This window comes from Methylobacterium organophilum (genome assembly GCF_022533465.1).
Classification (GTDB): Bacteria; Pseudomonadota; Alphaproteobacteria; order Rhizobiales; family Beijerinckiaceae; genus Methylobacterium; species Methylobacterium organophilum.
In genome coordinates this window covers 4,342,130-4,357,883 of record NZ_CP092848.1, presented here as the reverse complement: position 1 = coordinate 4,357,883, position 15,754 = coordinate 4,342,130, and the positions used below count along the sequence as shown (strand labels likewise).

General features: G+C 72.1%; 18 protein-coding genes and 2 tRNA genes. 10 read left to right on the top strand and 10 right to left on the bottom strand.

The genetic code is table 11. From position 1 onward, the window contains the following. Window position 1: 1 nt before the first annotated feature. From MMB17_RS20605 to MMB17_RS20595, 3 genes are all read right to left on the bottom strand, one after another. Window positions 2–2,038 (bottom strand): FUSC family protein, encoded by a 2,037-nt coding sequence (locus tag MMB17_RS20605; protein ID WP_241100103.1) that lies wholly within the window; start codon window positions 2,036–2,038, stop codon window positions 2–4. Next, on the bottom strand, window positions 2,035–2,472 hold the full coding sequence (locus tag MMB17_RS20600) for a DUF4345 domain-containing protein (protein ID WP_238310815.1): 438 nt from the start codon (window positions 2,470–2,472) through the stop codon (window positions 2,035–2,037). The genes MMB17_RS20605 and MMB17_RS20600 overlap by 4 nt, the downstream gene beginning before the upstream one ends. A 78-nt stretch (window positions 2,473–2,550) precedes the next feature. Further along, window positions 2,551–2,826, bottom strand: a complete 276-nt coding sequence (locus MMB17_RS20595; RefSeq protein ID WP_241100102.1) for a hypothetical protein — start codon at window positions 2,824–2,826, stop codon at window positions 2,551–2,553. A gap of 235 nt (window positions 2,827–3,061) precedes the next feature. On the opposite strand from MMB17_RS20595, the gene MMB17_RS20590 reads away from it, so the two are divergent. Next, on the top strand, window positions 3,062–3,697 hold the full coding sequence (locus MMB17_RS20590) for a glutathione S-transferase family protein (protein ID WP_241100101.1): 636 nt from the start codon (window positions 3,062–3,064) through the stop codon (window positions 3,695–3,697). Window positions 3,698–3,897: 200 nt separating this feature from the next. Here MMB17_RS20590 and sseA read toward each other — a convergent pair whose 3' ends face one another. Continuing rightward, window positions 3,898–4,746 (bottom strand): 3-mercaptopyruvate sulfurtransferase, encoded by an 849-nt coding sequence (gene sseA, locus MMB17_RS20585; RefSeq protein WP_241102255.1) that lies wholly within the window; start codon window positions 4,744–4,746, stop codon window positions 3,898–3,900. A gap of 222 nt (window positions 4,747–4,968) precedes the next feature. Between sseA and MMB17_RS20580 the strand changes: the two genes are divergently transcribed. Beyond that, the gene (locus MMB17_RS20580; protein ID WP_241100100.1) at window positions 4,969–5,475 is read left to right on the top strand and encodes a hypothetical protein; all 507 of its coding nucleotides are present in this window, start codon (window positions 4,969–4,971) and stop codon (window positions 5,473–5,475) included. Window positions 5,476–5,546: 71 nt separating this feature from the next. Beyond that, window positions 5,547–5,789, top strand: a complete 243-nt coding sequence (locus tag MMB17_RS20575) for a hypothetical protein (RefSeq protein WP_241100099.1) — start codon at window positions 5,547–5,549, stop codon at window positions 5,787–5,789. Between the two features lie 7 nt (window positions 5,790–5,796). Here MMB17_RS20575 and MMB17_RS20570 read toward each other — a convergent pair whose 3' ends face one another. Together MMB17_RS20570 and MMB17_RS20565 are read right to left on the bottom strand one after the other, a co-directional pair. Further along, entirely contained in the window at window positions 5,797–6,951 is a 1,155-nt protein-coding gene (locus tag MMB17_RS20570) for a GNAT family N-acetyltransferase (protein ID WP_241100098.1), read from the bottom strand. Next, window positions 6,948–8,366 (bottom strand): lipopolysaccharide biosynthesis protein, encoded by a 1,419-nt coding sequence (locus tag MMB17_RS20565; protein WP_241100097.1) that lies wholly within the window; start codon window positions 8,364–8,366, stop codon window positions 6,948–6,950. The genes MMB17_RS20570 and MMB17_RS20565 overlap by 4 nt, the downstream gene beginning before the upstream one ends. Window positions 8,367–8,920: 554 nt before the next feature. On the opposite strand from MMB17_RS20565, the gene MMB17_RS20560 reads away from it, so the two are divergent. The 4 genes from MMB17_RS20560 to MMB17_RS20545 all read left to right on the top strand — a co-directional run bounded on the left by MMB17_RS20560 (window position 8,921) and on the right by MMB17_RS20545 (window position 11,649). Next, the gene (locus MMB17_RS20560) at window positions 8,921–10,471 is read left to right on the top strand and encodes a DEAD/DEAH box helicase (protein WP_238310822.1); all 1,551 of its coding nucleotides are present in this window, start codon (window positions 8,921–8,923) and stop codon (window positions 10,469–10,471) included. Window positions 10,472–10,621: 150 nt separating this feature from the next. Beyond that, window positions 10,622–10,807, top strand: a complete 186-nt coding sequence (locus tag MMB17_RS20555) for a YegP family protein (protein WP_238310823.1) — start codon at window positions 10,622–10,624, stop codon at window positions 10,805–10,807. Window positions 10,808–11,056: 249 nt separating this feature from the next. Beyond that, complete coding sequence (locus tag MMB17_RS20550) at window positions 11,057–11,197, top strand: hypothetical protein (protein ID WP_238310824.1); 141 nt, start codon at window positions 11,057–11,059, stop codon at window positions 11,195–11,197. A gap of 47 nt (window positions 11,198–11,244) precedes the next feature. Beyond that, window positions 11,245–11,649 (top strand): acyl-CoA thioesterase, encoded by a 405-nt coding sequence (locus MMB17_RS20545; RefSeq protein ID WP_241100096.1) that lies wholly within the window; start codon window positions 11,245–11,247, stop codon window positions 11,647–11,649. On the opposite strand, the gene MMB17_RS20540 is transcribed toward MMB17_RS20545, so the two are convergent. Together MMB17_RS20540 and MMB17_RS20535 are read right to left on the bottom strand one after the other, a co-directional pair. Next, a complete protein-coding gene (locus MMB17_RS20540; RefSeq protein WP_420847383.1) occupies window positions 11,650–13,104 on the bottom strand; it encodes a carbohydrate porin in 1,455 nt (484 codons plus the stop codon). A gap of 28 nt (window positions 13,105–13,132) precedes the next feature. After that, window positions 13,133–13,453 (bottom strand): PsiF family protein, encoded by a 321-nt coding sequence (locus MMB17_RS20535; RefSeq protein WP_238310827.1) that lies wholly within the window; start codon window positions 13,451–13,453, stop codon window positions 13,133–13,135. Window positions 13,454–13,650: 197 nt separating this feature from the next. Here MMB17_RS20535 and MMB17_RS20530 point away from each other — a divergent pair, with 197 nt between their 5' ends. Further along, complete coding sequence (locus MMB17_RS20530; protein WP_238310828.1) at window positions 13,651–13,863, top strand: hypothetical protein; 213 nt, start codon at window positions 13,651–13,653, stop codon at window positions 13,861–13,863. 21 nt (window positions 13,864–13,884) lie between these two features. Here MMB17_RS20530 and MMB17_RS20525 read toward each other — a convergent pair whose 3' ends face one another. After that, window positions 13,885–14,094 (bottom strand): DUF3606 domain-containing protein, encoded by a 210-nt coding sequence (locus MMB17_RS20525; RefSeq protein ID WP_241100094.1) that lies wholly within the window; start codon window positions 14,092–14,094, stop codon window positions 13,885–13,887. Window positions 14,095–14,272: 178 nt separating this feature from the next. After that, a tRNA-Asn gene (locus tag MMB17_RS20520) sits at window positions 14,273–14,348 on the bottom strand. Window positions 14,349–14,596: 248 nt separating this feature from the next. On the opposite strand from MMB17_RS20520, the gene MMB17_RS20515 reads away from it, so the two are divergent. Both MMB17_RS20515 and MMB17_RS20510 read left to right on the top strand, forming a co-directional pair. After that, a tRNA-Cys gene (locus MMB17_RS20515) sits at window positions 14,597–14,670 on the top strand. 176 nt (window positions 14,671–14,846) lie between these two features. Next, the gene (locus MMB17_RS20510; RefSeq protein ID WP_241102254.1) at window positions 14,847–15,500 is read left to right on the top strand and encodes a protein-L-isoaspartate O-methyltransferase family protein; all 654 of its coding nucleotides are present in this window, start codon (window positions 14,847–14,849) and stop codon (window positions 15,498–15,500) included. Window positions 15,501–15,754 lie beyond the last annotated feature (254 nt).

The following is a 15,754-nucleotide window of genomic DNA, read 5'->3' as shown; positions in this document are numbered from 1 at the left end:
GTCAGGAGCTTGGAAGTTCGAGCCGCCGGAAGAAGCGGCCGTGGCGCTCGACAACGCGCGAGGCGGTCGCGAGATCGCTGGCCGCGCGCGCGACCGTCATGCGGGTCGCGCGGTCCTCCGGGGCCGCCGCGCGGACGAGGTCGCGGGCGACGTCGTCGAGGCTCCAGGCCTGGCCCCGGGCGAGCGCCGCCCGGGCGCGCTCGACGAGGGGCCGCAGCGCCGGCACCCGCCAGAGCAGCCGCAGCTGGGCATGGGCGCGGGCCGCGGCGGCTTCGAGCTGCGCCATGGCGAAGGCATGGGCGAGGCTCGCCCGGCGCACGGCGCCGCTGCCGGAGTTCCAGGCGGAGAACTGCCGCAGGCGGTCCGCGTTCAGGCTGGTGCGGGTGGTGGCGTCGCCCCCCGCGCCGACCAGGGCGTCGGCGAGGTCGCGCCGGGCCTCGTCCAGGGCGAAGGCCCGGTGGCGCGCGGGCGAGATCGGCAGGACGAGGCGGACGGTGAGGAACAGGATCACCGCGGAGAGGGTGACGAGCAGGCCGTTCATGAGAACGGATTCGGGGTCGTAGCCCTGCGGATTCGCCGGGGCGAGCAGCACGGGGAAGAACACGAGCAGGATGAACCCGACGCCGAAGGTCGGCGGGTTCAGCGACAGGAAGCAGGCGACGAAGATCACCGGCGCCATGGCGATGGCGAGCAGGGGGAAGCCCTGCACCCCGTTGAGCAGGACGAACAGGACGAGCACCGCGCACAGCGCCGCCAGCGGCATGCCGATCAGCACGCCCAAGGCGAATTTCCGCGGATCGGGATTGACCGAGGAGAGGGCGCCGGTCGCCGCCACCTGGACCAGGGCGAAGGACGTGTCGGGCAGACCCGTGGCGATGAAGAAGGACGCGGTGAGGGCGAAGGCGATCACCACCCGGAAGGCGCCGCGCAGGGCCACCTGGAAGTCGCGATGGGTGGGCAGGGCCACGTCGCGCAGCGGCTTGCGGCCGTCGGCGACCGCCCGCAGCCCGTCCTGCGCGAAGGTCGCCGCATTGACGAGGTCGAGGGCGCGCTGCAGCGCCATCACCTCGTCGATCGGCCGGCGCCCATCGCGGATCGCCGCATCGACCTGGTCGCGCAGGCGCAGGTCGATGGCGTCGAGCCGGGCGGGGGAGGGCGCTCCGACGCCGCCCGCGGTCACCTCCCGGAGCAGGGACCGCGCCTCCTCGACCGCCGGGCCGGGCCGACGCAGGCGGCCATGGGCAGCGGCGAAGGCCCGGCTCGCCGCCGCCATCACGTAGAGCGCGGCGATGGCGCTGCGGGCGCCCGCGGCACGATGCTTTCCGTCGTCGAGTTCCCCCGCGATGGCGCTCGCATCGGCGCGCAGGGCCGCGACCCTGTTGATGAGGGCGGCGGCGCGCTCCGGGCCGGGATCGCCCCGGCCGATCGCCTCGGCCGCGAAGGTCTTGGTGGCGACGAAAACCTCCGCGAGTTGCCCGCGCATGGAGCGCCAGGTGCTGGGGGAAGCGAGCGCGTCGTTGATGAAGGTGATCGAGACGATGCCGAGCGCAATCGCCGCGAGCCGCCCCACCGCCGCGTCGAAACCCGTCTGCGGGGCGTCGATATGGGCGAGCGCGATGATCGCGACGGTGTAGCCGGACAGCATCGCCCCATAGGCGCGGGTGTCCTGCAGGAACTGCGCGGCGAAGACGCAGAGCCCGAGCCAGAGGCCGAAGGCGACGAGAAGCAGCACCCGATCCTGCCCGAACAGGCCGAGCATCACGATCGCGACGAGTCCGCCGAGGATCGTGCCGAGGAAGCGGTAGGCCGCCTTGGACAGGGCTTGGCCGCGCTTCGGCTGGGCCAGGATCGCCACGGTGACGGCGGCGGAGGAGGCGCTGTCCAGTTGCAGCCAGAAGCCCGCATAGAGGGCGAGCATCATGGCGAGCCAGATGCGCAGGGCGAAGGCCCAGGCGGCGGGCTTGGGCACGATGGCGTCGATTCGGTCGAGCAGGCGGTCGGCGAGGGCGGGGCGCGCCCCGGCCGGGGCGCCGCTCACAGCGGAGCCTCCCGGGTGAGGTCGACGGTGGCCGGCCCCTCGTTCCAGGCGAGATGGGCGACCCGCATCTGCCAGAGGCAGAGGAGGGGCGTCACCACGAGCTCCATGCCGAGGGCCGCGAGCATGGTCAGGGAGGGCACGCCGGTCAGGTAGAGGCCGAGCAGGCGGGCGAGGCCGCCCAGCACCACGACCAGGGTGAGGAAGCGGAATAGGCCGGTCTTGGTCTCGATGGCCGGCACGCAGGTCCAGAACAGGATGCCGATGCCGGTGAGCAGACCCGAGAGATAGCGGAAATGGCTGTCGGCGGAGACGTTCACGGCCGGGTTGGAGCCGATCCCGTCGATGCCGAACAGCACGCCGTAGAGGCCCGCCGCGACCGGAACGATCGCGGCGAGCGTCACCACGCGCTGCAGCAGGCGCCGCTCACCCTTCATACCCCGCCCCGGTCACGCTCGGCTGTTTCGGACCTGCTCCAACACGCGAGGGAAGGCTGCGGTTCGCGGCCCAACCGCTCAGGCCTTCTGTTCCTTCAGGCGCTTGACGCACTTGCTGTAATATTGCGGCCATTTCGGCCCCTGGGCCGCCTTCTCCGTGGCGGAGAGGGCGCGCCACTCGGCGCCGCATTTCTTCTGCCGCTCGCGCGCGGCGGATTGGGCGAGACTCGGCTCCTTCTTCGGCGCCGACTCGGTCGCAGCGGGGGGTGCAGCCACCGGCTCCTTGGCCTGGGCAGCACCGGAGACGAGGAGCGGAGCGGCGAGGAGCGCCGCGGCGAGAAAACGGGCAAGCATGGCGGGATGGGGACTCCGGCGGGGGCCGGGCTCCCGGCCACGCTCGGCATCTCAGCTCGCGCCTGCGAAAAGCGCAAGCGCGCCACGCGGCTTGCGCACGGCCTTCCCGGCCACAGGGCCTCGGATTGTCGCAGACGGCACGCGACGCTCAAGCTTGAGCGCAGCGCGGGATCCGGGCTACTCCAGAGAAAGCGGCCCCGGACGGCATCGGGGGGCCAGCCCGGAGCCTTCGCCCATGGCCTCATCGACGGGAAAACCGATCGACGTCCATACCTGGAGCACGCCGAACGGCTGGAAGATCCCGATCATGCTGGAGGAATGCGGTCTGCCCTACCGCATCGTGCCGGTGAATATCGGCAAGGGTGAGCAGATGGCGCCCGACTTCCTGGCGCTCTCGCCCAACAACAAGATCCCGGCCATCGTCGATCCGGAGGGGCCGGGCGGCCAGCCGATCTCGGTCTTCGAATCGGGGGCGATCCTGCAATATCTCGGGCGCAAGACCGGATGCCTCTACCCCGCGGACGAGCGGGCCCGGGTGAACGTCGACGAGTGGCTGTTCTGGCAGGTCGGCGGCTTCGGGCCGATGCTGGGCCAGGCCCACCATTTCCGCATCTACGCCACCGAGAAGATTCCTTACGCGATCGAGCGTTTCAGCAAGGAGGCGGAACGCCTCTACGGCGTCCTCGACCGCCGGCTCGCCGATCACGAATATCTCGCCGGGGCCTATTCCATCGCCGACATCGCGGTCCTGCCCTGGGCCAAGTTCCACGAGAAGCAGGGCATCGATGCCGCCCGCCTGCCGAACGTCAAGCGCTGGCTCGACGCGGTGCTGGCCCGGCCGGCGGTGCAAAGGGGCCTGGCGGCGATCTGACAGGCATCGTGCGCCTCGGGCAGGACGGCACCGGCGCGCTCCACGTCGACGGGCCGCAGCGCGAGAGCGCCGGGCCCGCCGGTCGCGGACCGCCCGGAGGTGATCGGGCTTCGAGCGGGACGACGCTGTGACCTTATCACACCCCTAGACTGTAAACGCGCGTGCTCTGACAGCTTGAACGCGATGTCATCGGGTCCGGATCAGGCTGGGCCCGTCGCCACGGGACGGGCCGGGTCGCTGCCCCATTCCGACCAGGAGCCGTCATAGAGCGCCCGGGGCGGACGCCCGAGGGTCTCCAGCGCCAGGGACACGATCGCCGCGGTGACGCCGGAGCCGCAGGTGGTGATGACGGGGGCGTCGAGATCGACGCCGGCTTCGGCGAAGGCGGCGCGCAGGGACGCCTCGTCCTTCAGGCGGCCATTGGCCTGGAGGGCGGCGTAGTGGACGTTGCGGGCGCCGGGCATGTGGCCGGGGCGCACGCCGGGGCGCGGCTCCGCCTCCTCCCCGCGGAAACGGGGGCCGGAGCGGGCATCGACGAGCTGGGCGCTGCCGCGCTCCAGCGCTCGGGCGACGTCCTGCGCATCCGCCACGGCGCCATGGTCGAGGCGGGCGGTGAAGTGGCGGCGCTCCCGAGGAGGCGCGTCGCCCTCCTCGGTCGGATAGCCGGCGGCGATCCAGGCCGGAAGGCCGCCCTCGAGGATGGCGACGTCGCGCACGCCGTAGGCGCGCAGCATCCACCAGACCCGGGGCGCCGAGAACAGGCCCATGCCGTCATAGACGACGATCTGGGCACCGTCCCCGACCCCGAGGGCCCGCATACGGGAAGAGAACACCTCCGGCCGCGGCAGCATGTGGGGCAGGGGGGAGGTCTCGTCGCTCATCGCGTCGATGTCAAAGCGGATCGCGCCGGGGACATGGGCGGCCCGGAACTCGGCCTCGGCATCGCGGCCCTGCGCCGGGAGGTACCAGGACGCGTCGAGGACGACGATGTCCGGCGCCGCCAGGCGCTCCTTGAGCCAGTCGGCAGTGACGAAGGGCGAAGTCGCCATCATGCAGAATCCGTCGCACAACCAGGCCCCGGCAAGGTCGTCCTCCCGGGTTTCCCGGGCGATTGCCCTACCGGCGCCTTAAGTCAACCACATCCAGGCGTTTGTTGCATCCCGGACATCGCGCGGCGGAGCCCGATGCCCTGCGGCAGGTTGCCGTGGACGAATTCCCACCATCCAATACAGGTGGTGGCCATCGGGAGAGATCCGTCCCAAAGTTGTGCGATGCCGAAACGTAACCATTCAAAGTGTAACCATTCAAAGTCAGGTCTCCCGGTCGCGCCCGCAGCCGACTCTGCCCCTTCGCTCGCGGGCAAGCTCGCGAAGGCGCCCTCCTCGAAGAAGTCCTCCGGCAAGAAGGCGGCGGCACAAGCCAAGCCCAAGGACCGCGCCAAAGGCGGGACGCGGCGTACGGGCCCCGAGACCGCGCCCCCCCGCGGCAAGGCGGCCAAGGCCAAGGGAGCCGCCGGAGGCCCCGCGAAGGAGGGACCTTCGCAGAAGGCGGCCCCTCTTGCCCGCCGGAAGACCTTCCTGGTCGCCGTCCGCCTGCCCCAGGCCGACGCGCCCGCGCTCCTGCGGGTCTATGCCGCGGTCAAGCGCAGCGCAGCGGACGCCCTCATGGCGGTGCAGGACGAACTCGGCGCGGAAGCCGCCGTGGAGCTCACCGGAAGCCTCTCGACCCGCATGGCCCGCACCCTGGGGCTGAAGGCCGAGGAGGTGCGCCTGATCTGACCCGCGCTTCCGCCGGGGCGGCGGAGCGCCTATCTGCGCAACCGATCCTGCAACCGGAGAGCGGGCGGACCTTGGCCTTTCGTGAAACCTTCCACATCGAGGTCGTCGGCGCCGAGGGGCAGGGCGAGGGGGTGCTGCAGCGGATCTCGGTCCGCACCACGGGACTCGAGGCCGCCCGCGAGAAGGCGCTGGGGCTGTTCGCCCGCGCCCGGGTGCCCCAGCGCAACGGCCCCGTCGCCGAGGCTGTGCGGGTGATCGACGGCGCCGGCACCGAGGTGTTCCGCTGGAGCCGCTTCGACGCGGCGGAGACCTGAGGGCGCCCTACCGCCGCCAGCGCAGGCGGACCCGGGCGACGAGGGCCCGCAGGGATTCGAGCCGGGCCGCGAGGGGGAAGAGCGGGTCGCCGCCCCCGGCCTCGATCAGCGCATGGGCGAGGAGGCGCCGGCCCTCCCAGGCCGATTCGATCATCCGGAAGCCCGGCGGCGCGCAGGAATCGGCCCCGGCGAGGCGCGCGTCGGCGCGGAGGCTGCGGGTGACCTCGCGGACGAGCTGCACGCCCGGGGAGTTCCGGGCCTCGGCCTCGTCGTGGGAGATCTTCAGGTACCAGAGCGTGCCGCCGGTGCGGATCGCCAGGGAGGCGGCGAGGCTTTTCCCGTCCTTCCCCTCTCCGCGCCGCAGCCGGTCGATGCGCACGGCGCCCCGCGCGCCGTAGGCCGCGACGAGGGCGTGGAGGAAGCGGGCCTCCGCCGGGTGCTGGCCCAGGGCGGTGCCCGCCCGCCCCTTCCAGCCGGCGGTTTCGAGGGCGATGTAGTCGTCGAGCGCCGGCCCGAGGGCGTCCCGGTCCGTCACGGTCTCGAAGCGGGCCGGGGCGAGGCGGCGGCGCAGCCGGTCGAGCTGGCGCGTCCTGCGCGGCGAGAGCGACGCCTCCCCCCGTGCGTCCACGCCGAGATCGAGCCAGCCGCGCGCATGCGCCCAGTGATTGGCCCGGCGAAGGCCGCGGCGGGCGCGATGCGCCTCGACGAGGGCGGCCAGGGGTCCGTCCAGGGGGAGATAGGGCATCATCATCCGGCGCGGCAGCCCGAGGGGCCGGGGGGCGTCGAGGAGCGCCGCGAGGGCGGCCGGCGCCGCGGCGGGGTCGAGAAGCGGCGCGCCGAAGATCGCGAAGCCGTGGCTCCAGCCCATCAGCACCGGCAGGGGCAGCCCCCAGCGCCGGACGATCCGGCAGGGCCAGAGGGCGAGCAGGCGGCAGCCCGCCGCCTCCGGCGGGCGGTCGGCGACGAGGAGGAGTTCGACCCCCTCGCCGAAGGCCGGCGCCGCCGCGAGGGCGAAATCGGGCTCGAAGAACAGGTTGTCGACGAGGGCATTCTCCGCCAGCGCCCGCCAGGCCGGCCGGAACGGCCCGGCCTCGTCCAGGCGGCGCAGGGCGACGACGAGCCCGTCCGGCCGCCGGACGGTGCGGGAGGGGGAAGCGCTCACGCCGCGCGCCGGCTCCGGCGCGCGAGGCCATCGGCGATGCCGATGATGTTGAAATGCCAGGCCGCCGCCGCGCCGGCGATCGCGATCAGGGCGAATTGGAGGGCCTCCCCGAACACCCCGTCCCCCCCGGGCAGCCGGCTCACCCCGGACAGGATGGCGGAGGTGCCGAGCGCGCAGAGCACGATCAGCACGATGTCGACCACCGGCACCGGCATGCGGATGCCGCCCTTCGCGCCGAGGATGAAGGCGAGGCAGGCGACCGCCTGGCCCACGGCCACGGCGATCGCCGCGCCCATCACGCCGTGGGTCGGGATGAGCAGCAGGGACAGGCCGGCGACCACGACGAGCAGGAGCAGCGAGGCCACGGCGTCGAGATGGCTGGTGCGGGCGAAGTAGATCACCTGCCCGAAGTAGTAGGCGCGGAACATCTGGCAGAGGCTCGCCGCCACCAGGATCGGCGCCAGCTCCAGGGCGGTGCCGCGGTATTCCGGCCCGAGCAGCACCGAGACGAGCACCGCGTCGAAGCTCAGGTAGAACACCGTGCCGAAGGCGCCGACCAGGGTCAGCGCCCGCGCGGCGTCCCTCAGCACCGGCCGCGCGGCCGGCATGCCGCCGTCGCGGGCGTCGCGCTTGGCGATGGAGATCATCGACAGGGCGATGCTCTCCCCGAACACGACGAAGCTCTGGCGCAGGAAGTCGCCGATGGCGCCGTAGGCGCCGAGCTCCTGCGCGCCGATGCTCTTGCCGATGATCAGCCGGTCGAGGGTCTGGGCCAGGGCCGCGAGCCCGAAGGACAGCACCAGCGGCCAGCCATAGGCGAGGAGGCGGCGGGCCTCCGCGACGCTGCCCCGGCCCCGCAGCAGCGGCCCGACGGAGCGTAAGGCGGGCAGGGCGGCGAGCGCGTTGGCCAGCGCCACCGCCAGGACGAGGTCGATCGGATCGCGCGTGCGGGCGAGGACGAGGCTGCCGAGGCCGAGCACGAGCACGCCCCGGGCGACCACCGAGGCCGCCACCGAAGCGGCCGCGAGCCGGGTGCGCGCCACCTCCAGCGTGCCCTCGAAGATCGCCATGCCGAGGACGGCCGCCACCACCGCGGCGGCCATGGGCGGGGCGAGCAGGCCCGCGGCGGCCGCGCCGGCGGTGACGAGCCCGGCCAGGACCAGCATGCCCATCAGCAGGCGCACCAGGGTGCCGACCTGTTCCGGCGCGCGGGTCTCGTCATAGAGGGCGAAGAACGCGAATTTCGGCCATTGGCAGGTCGCGCCGTAGACGAGCAGCGCCCAGGACAGCACCCACAGATAGCTGCCGTAGACCTCGACCGGGGCCAGCCGGGTGAAGACGGCGAGGGAGGCCATGTTCAGCGCCGCCGCGACGCCCCGCGAGCCGACATAGGTGAGGGTGTGGCGCGCGATCATCCCGCGACCCGCGCGGCCGCGCCGTCCGTAAACCGGACGCGCCGCCCGGCGCGGGCCGGACGCATGCCATTCTGGAACGCCGCACGCACACCCAGTCTCCCAACGGACAGGACGACGCAGCCGCCATGCCGCCGCCCGGCGCCCACCTCCGGAAGGGGCAGGGCCGGCCCTCCGGTTCATCGCATGCCCCGCCCGGCCGCCCAAGCATCCGTCCGGCCGCAGGGAGGCGCTGGCCACCGGATTCCGCCGTTCATCCCCATCGGCGAAGGCGGAATCCGCCCGCCGGCCCCACAAAGGTCGCTCATTGACTTGCCGAGGCAGCGGGCGCATATGTGCAGCGCAGCGTCAGCGGCCGAATGAGTGCCGCTTGAGGGGGCTGCGTGACGGCGCGCTTCTCCGCTTTCCAGCCCGAGACGCGAACCGGCCCCTCTCTTCAACGTGCATGCATCTTCGACCGCCCCATCACGCGGGCAGTCCCTCGCAAACTGACCGGCCTGATCCCGTCGCGAACGCGCGACGCCGGTGGCCGGACATCGCTGCCCGAAAGATACGACTTGACCCAGTTTTCCGATTTCGGACTCGCGGAGCCCGTGCTGAAGGCGCTTGCCGAGGCCGGCTACGTGACGCCGACCCCGATCCAGGCGCAGGCGATCGCGCCCGCCATGGAGGGCCGGGACCTCTGCGGCATCGCCCAGACCGGCACCGGCAAGACGGCGGCCTTCGCCCTGCCGATCCTGCACCGCCTCGCCCAGGACAAGCGCCGGGCGCCCCGCCGCGGCTGCCGGGCGCTGGTGCTGTCGCCCACCCGTGAGCTCGCCAACCAGATCGCCGACAGCTTCTCCGACTACGGCAAGCATCTCGCCCTCACCAACACCGTGGTGTTCGGCGGCGTCACCATCGGCCGCCAGGAGCGGGCGGTGGCGCCGGGCGTCGACATCCTCGTCGCCACCCCCGGCCGGCTCATCGACCTCGTCGACCGCCGGGCGCTGACCCTCGAGGGCGTCGAGATCCTCGTCCTCGACGAGGCCGACCAGATGCTCGACCTCGGCTTCATCCACGCCCTCAAGCGCATCGTGAAGATGCTCCCGGCCCAGCGCCAGAGCCTGTTCTTCTCGGCCACCATGCCGCGGAACATCGCCGACCTCGCCGGCCAGTACCTGCGCGATCCCGTGCAGGTCGCCGTCACCCCGGTGGCGACCACCGCCGAGCGGGTCGAGCAGCAGGTGATCTTCTGCCATACCGGCGCCAAGCAGGCGCTGCTCGGCCACATCCTGCGCGATCCCTCGATCGACCGCGTCCTCGTCTTCACCCGGACCAAGCACGGTGCCGACCGGGTGGTGCGCGGCCTCGACAAGGTCGGCATCGCCGGCGCGGCGATCCACGGCAACAAGTCCCAGCCGCAGCGCGAGCGGGCGCTCGCCGCCTTCCGCGACGGTTCCTGCCGGGTGCTGGTGGCGACCGACATCGCCGCCCGCGGCATCGACGTTGAGGGCGTGACCCACGTCGTCAATTACGACCTGCCGAACGTGCCGGAATCCTACGTCCACCGCATCGGCCGCACCGCCCGCGCCGGGGCGGCGGGCCTCGCCATCTCCTTCTGCAACGACGAGGAGAAGGCCTACCTGCGCGACATCGAGCGGATCACCCGCCAGAAGGTGCCGGTGGCCGGCTTCCCCGAGGGCTTCGTGCCTCCGACCCGCCAGGAGGCCCAGGAGAACGCCGCCGAGGAGGCCCGCCGGCCGCCGCGTCAGCCCCAGGGCCGGCCTGGCCAGCGCCAGGGTCGCCCGGGCGGCCGCCCGGCCCAGCACCAGGGGCAGCGCCCGGCCCAATCCGCCGGCCAGCACCAGGGCCGGCCCGGCCAGGGTCGCGACGGGGAGGCCCGCGGCGGCCGTCCCGGACGTCCCCAGGGCCTGCCCGGCGGCCAGGGCCGCCCGGAGCGGACCGAGCGCAATGGCGCGCCCCGCGACCAGCGCGCCGAACCGCGCGGCGAGAACCGGGGTGCGGGCCGCCCCGAGCGGCGCGGGCCGCGCCCCGGCGGCAACCGCCCGGGCCAGGGCGGCGAGGGCCGCGCCATCGGCTGGCTCGAGCGCGCCCCGCGCTCCTGACCCGGGCTCGGCTCGCAAAGAGCCGATCCGACACGCGAAACGAGGCCGGTCCCCCTGGGGCCGGCCTTTTTCGTGCCGCGGCCCCCTCTCCGGGATTGCCGCCGCGCCCGCCGCCCCCATCTCGGCCAGACCCAGCTTGTGGAGGATGCGATGCGGTTCGAGCTCTACCGGGATGCCGCCGGCGAATGGCGCTGGCGCCTGCGCGCCAGCAACGGCAACGTCATCGCCGATTCGGGAGAGGGCTATGTCCGCCGCGAGGATTGCGAGCACGCGATCGAACTCGTCCGTCGGAGCGGGGAGGCGCGGGTCGTCGACATGACGACGCAGATCGCCTGACCGGCTCGGCTGCCCTTCGGGGCAGCCCCCCCCTGATAGCGGGGCGCGGGGCAAGTCTTCATGGGACCGGCCACAGCAAGAACTGCTTTCAGCTTGGGCATGCCCTGTTTTTACGCAAGACCACGGCACCCCTAAGCGCCTGAAAGGACACGATCATCTTCCGAAAACTGCTTCGCCTTTCGGTTGTGCTGTCCTAGGATGATCGCGGCAGACGGCCCGCACGAGACGGGCCAGGCCGGAGGAAATCCGATGTTCAGAACCGCCAGCCAGGCGCGGCGGGCCGATGCGCCGGCCCGCGATCTCCTGCAGCATGTGCCCCTGGAATGGGCCATGGCGGCCTTCGCCATCATCCTGGCGGCCGGCCTGAAGCTTGCGGGCATCCTGCCCTGAGCACAGGCCTGGCACGGATCGGCGGCGCATCGGCACGGGAGAGGGGCATGGAGGAGGCGGAGGCACCGCAGGGCAACCTGACGGTGCGCACCATCGCGATGCCGGCGGACACCAACGCCAACGGCGACATCTTCGGCGGCTGGGTGATGTCGCAGATGGACCAGGCCGGCGGCATCGCCGGGGTCGAGCGGGCGCAGGGCCGCGTGGTCACGGTGGCGGTCGACGCCATGACCTTCATCCGGCCGGTCAAGGTCGGGGACGTGCTCTGCGTCTACACCCGCATCACCGCCGTCGGCCGCACTTCGATGAAGATCGAGGTCGAGGCCTGGGCCCGACGCTTCCGCACGCAGCTGCGCGAGAAGGTGACGCAGGCGCGCTTCACCTTCGTCTCGATCGACGACCAGGGCCGGCCGCGGCCGGTGCCGCCGGAGGTCGACGCCGTTTCCGCCTGATCAGTACTGGACGGTGGCGCGCAGGCCGAGCACGGCGGCGTTCTTGATCCGGGCCCCGTTCGGATCGCGCGGGTTCGGGATGCCGCCGCCGGGATGCAGGATCATCTGCACGTCCGGCTGCACCGTGAATCCCGGCACCACGACGGCTTGGTAGGTCGCCTCGATCACGGTCTCGCCCCGGCGCCGGGGCAGGGCGGTGCCGGCAAAGCGGATCATGTCGGTGTCGGCGCCGCGAGAGGCGTCGCTGATGCGGGCATGGGCGAGGCTGATGCCGATCGTGTCGTCGTCGCGCCCCGGGAACAGGCCCTTATAGGCGAGCCCAGTATCGACATAGGCATCGATCAGGCTGGAGCGGGTGGGCGAATAGGCCGCCCGCAGGAAGAAGCCGAGACCCTCGTCGTCCTTGTCCGATTCCCGGTAGAGCGTCTGATCGAACACCGCGTAGATCCCGGCATTGCCGCGCAGGCGACGGCCGATGCCGGTCGAATTCGGGTCGGCCAGGAACAGCCCCGTCTGGTCGATGCGGGGATCGTCGAAGCGCCCGAAATGCTGCCAGCCGCCCAGCGTGACATCGCCCGGCAGGCCGGTCGCGTCCTTGTCCGTGTTGTAGCCGTAGGAGGCCTCGGCGATGAGGAGGGCCGGGTCGTGCACCCGGAAATTCGTGCCCGTGCGGTTGAGCCGCTGCGCCTCCGGATCGTCCCCGGGACGGTTCGCGCCGGCTGGGTCGCCGTCATAGAGGCCGACCTGGAGGGAGAAGCCGTTGCCCGGCACGTATTTGGCCCGGATCGCCGGGGCGGCGAGGGGATAGGCCGGACCGCCGCTCGGCAGGTCGAAGGCGTTGATCGCCGGCCAGCCGAAGCTCGAATTCACGAACAGCGTCGCCGACTGGCTCACGAAGAACTCGGTGTCCGCCGCCTGCTGGCCGAGGCGCAGGCCGAGCTGGCCGTCGAAGAACAGCTGCTCGAACCAGAGCACGTAGAGGCGGCTCGACGGCAGCGCCTCGATCACGCTCGCCGCCAGGAGGTTGCCGACATTGTAGCGCGACAGGCCGGTGCCGTGGATGAAATAGGCGTTGGCGTGGACGCTCGCCCCCTCCCAGCCGACGAGCTTGTGCAGGTCGAGATTGAGCCGGAGGTTGAGGCGGTCCTCGACGACGGCCCCCTGCCGGATGCCGCCGACGGGATTGCCGAGGATGTCGACGATGTAGGTGAGGCTGTACTCGATGCCCGCCGCCTTGAGCGGGGGGCGCAGCCCGAGGGGATCGCCCAGGGGGCCGAGGAAGGGCTCGACCGAGCGGACATAGCCGCCGGAGGCCTGGCTCGTCGTCTCCGGCTGCGAGACGGAGGTGCGCGGGTCGCCGCCCGCGCCCTCCACGACGGGCTTCGGCGCAGGCGCCTGGGCCGCGGCGGCCGTGGCGAACAGCAGGCCCAGCAGCCCGGAGGCGCGGCGGAGCATGCGGCGCCCTGCGCTCATCCCCGGCCGCTCAGCCCTTGAGACAGGTGCTCATGAAGGTCTTGCGGGCATCGCCCTTGAGCCCCTTCGTGCCGGCCTCCGCGTTGCAGCTCTTCATCTTCTCCTGCTGCGGGGTGAGTGTGCTCGCCGGCGCCGCGGTCTTGCCGGCGAGGCAATCGGCCATGAAGGTCTTGCGGGCATCGCCCGAGAGCTTCTGCGTGCCGGCATCGGTGTTGCAGGTCTTCATCCGGTCGCGCTGGGCCGTCTGCGCCGCGGATTGCGCGGCAGCCGGGAGGGCGAGGGGCAGCGTGAGCAGGGCGGCGAGGGGAAGAGCGAGGCCGAGGGCGCGCATATCGAAAGTCTCCCGAAGAGGAGGGCGAACCTAGCAGTTTGCGCTCCCGCGAACAGGCACCGGAAATGATTGTTCCGCATCTTTCGGGAGGCACGGCGCGTGCCTGCTCAAAGAAGCGGCTTTACGAAGCGACGCTTCGCTGCGACGCTCGCGCCATAAAAAGACCGAGGGGAATCAACGATCGGAGCTGCGGCCCGATGTCGAAGATCAACATCCGCCGCGACGAGCGCGGCTTCCAGGCGGTCTATAGCGGCACGCTCCTGCTGATGGACGGGCTCGCGCCCGCCGATGCCGAGAACTTCGCCGCTTTCTTTCGTGCCTCGGCCCGGCAGCAGGGCCTCCGGGCCGGACACCTGCCGCAGACCCCCGCGACACGGAGCACGGCGAACCGTCTCGGGGCGACGCGTTAAGGCCACGGCGCAGGCGGGCGCTCACACGATCCCGCTCAGGGTGTAGGGCCAGGGCTTGCCGAGATGCGCAGCGACCCGCGCCGGGTCGTCCCCCACGGTCGCGACCGCGGACCGGACCTGCTCGACGGGCACCTGGAATCGCCGCGCCCAATAGGCTGCGGCCCGCGCATCCTCGACATTCACCCGGGCCGGCTCGTGCTCGCCCTCGCCCCCGGCGCTCTCGTTCTGCATGGAATCCTCCTCGACAGATAACGGGGAGGGCTCCGAAGGGTTCGCGGGCGACGGCGCGCCGTCGCATCCTGCCGAAGATCGGGCGTGAGGAAGGGGTCGGAGCGACGGAATCACGATCGCGCCCATCGCGGAAGAGGGCGCCGAAAGCGTTTCGATCCGAGGGATTTTATAGGAGGGATGGCTCCCCGAGCAGGACTCGAACCTGCGACAAGGCGATTAACAGTCGCCTGCTCTACCAACTGAGCTATCGGGGATCGCCGCGCCGTCTCCGGCGGTGGCGGGCTCATAGCGCAAGGAACCGAGCCGGCGCAAGTCTCGGATGCGAATTTCTGCGGCGGAGCCCCGGCGGCAGGGGCGGAGGCCGGGAAAGGCCGCCCCCGCCACCGGGGAGACGAGAAAGGGCGTTGCCCATCGGGGCAGGGCTCTGCTAGAGACGCCCGACCCCGGATCGGCCGTCGGATCCGGAGGGACCGCGAAACGCCCTTATCGGCTTTGCGGACGAGGCCTCGTGGCGGAGTGGTTACGCAGAGGACTGCAAATCCTTGCACCCCGGTTCGATTCCGGGCGAGGCCTCCACAATCTACGGCGTCCCGATAATCCCGCGGATGACATGCGCGCGACGCCGGCCACGGCGGCGGCCGGCTGAGCCTTGCAATTCGCGGGGCGATCCACGACAAACCGCCCGGCCCGGCCCGGATCTCCGCGAGGAAGCTCCGCGTGCGGGCGTGGATGTCGAGAGAAAGACCGCCCGCATGCTCGATTTCGCACAGGCTCGGCGCCTCATGGTCGACTGCCAGTTGCGGACCTTCGACGTGAACGACAACGCGGTGCTCGATGCCTTCGACAGCGTGCCCCGCGAGCGCTTCATGCCGCAGGGACGTGAGGGCTTCGCCTATATCGACCAGACGATTCGCCTCGGCGAGGCCGAGGGGGATGTGCGCGTCATGCCGGCCCCCATGGTGCTCGCCCGCATGATCCAGGCGCTACAGGTGCGCCCGGGCAGCCGCGCCCTCGACGTGGCGACGGGCCACGGCTACGGCGCGGCCATCCTCGCCCGGCTCGGCGCCCGCGTCGTCGCCCTGGAGCCGGTAGCGGCGCTCGCCGCGGTGGCGCGGGAGCGCCTGGGCGACCAGGCCACGCTGATCGAGGGCGCGGTGGAGACGGGTGCGGCCGCCGAGGCGCCGTTCGACGCCATCCTGGTCGAGGGCCGGGTCGAGACGCGGCCCCAGGCCCTTCTCGACCAGCTCGCCGACGACGGCCGGCTCGTCTGTGTCCTCGGGCCGGAGCGCGGCGCCAAAGCCACGCTGTTCGTGCGGGCCGGTAACGCCTTCGGATCCCGCCCCCTCTTCGACGCCGCCCTGCCGCCCCTCAAAGCCTTCGCGCCCGCCCCCGGCTTCGCCTTCTGAGCGCCGAGTCGGCCACCCGACAGCCGGGCCAACCCGGCGATCGAGCGAGGCCCCATCCGCTCGCCGGAAGGAACCGGCCGGATCCGACATCAAGGCGCCACACCCAGGCCCTGCAACCACCGCGAGCGCACCTCCGCGCATGAGGGCGCGGCGGGCCAAGTGTCGCCTTTTTGAGCCACCCCTTCAGCAATCGTAAGTGGATGCCGCGCGCCCCCTGTCCCGGGCTGCGGCAGCTCGGCTAAGATTTCGCCCGA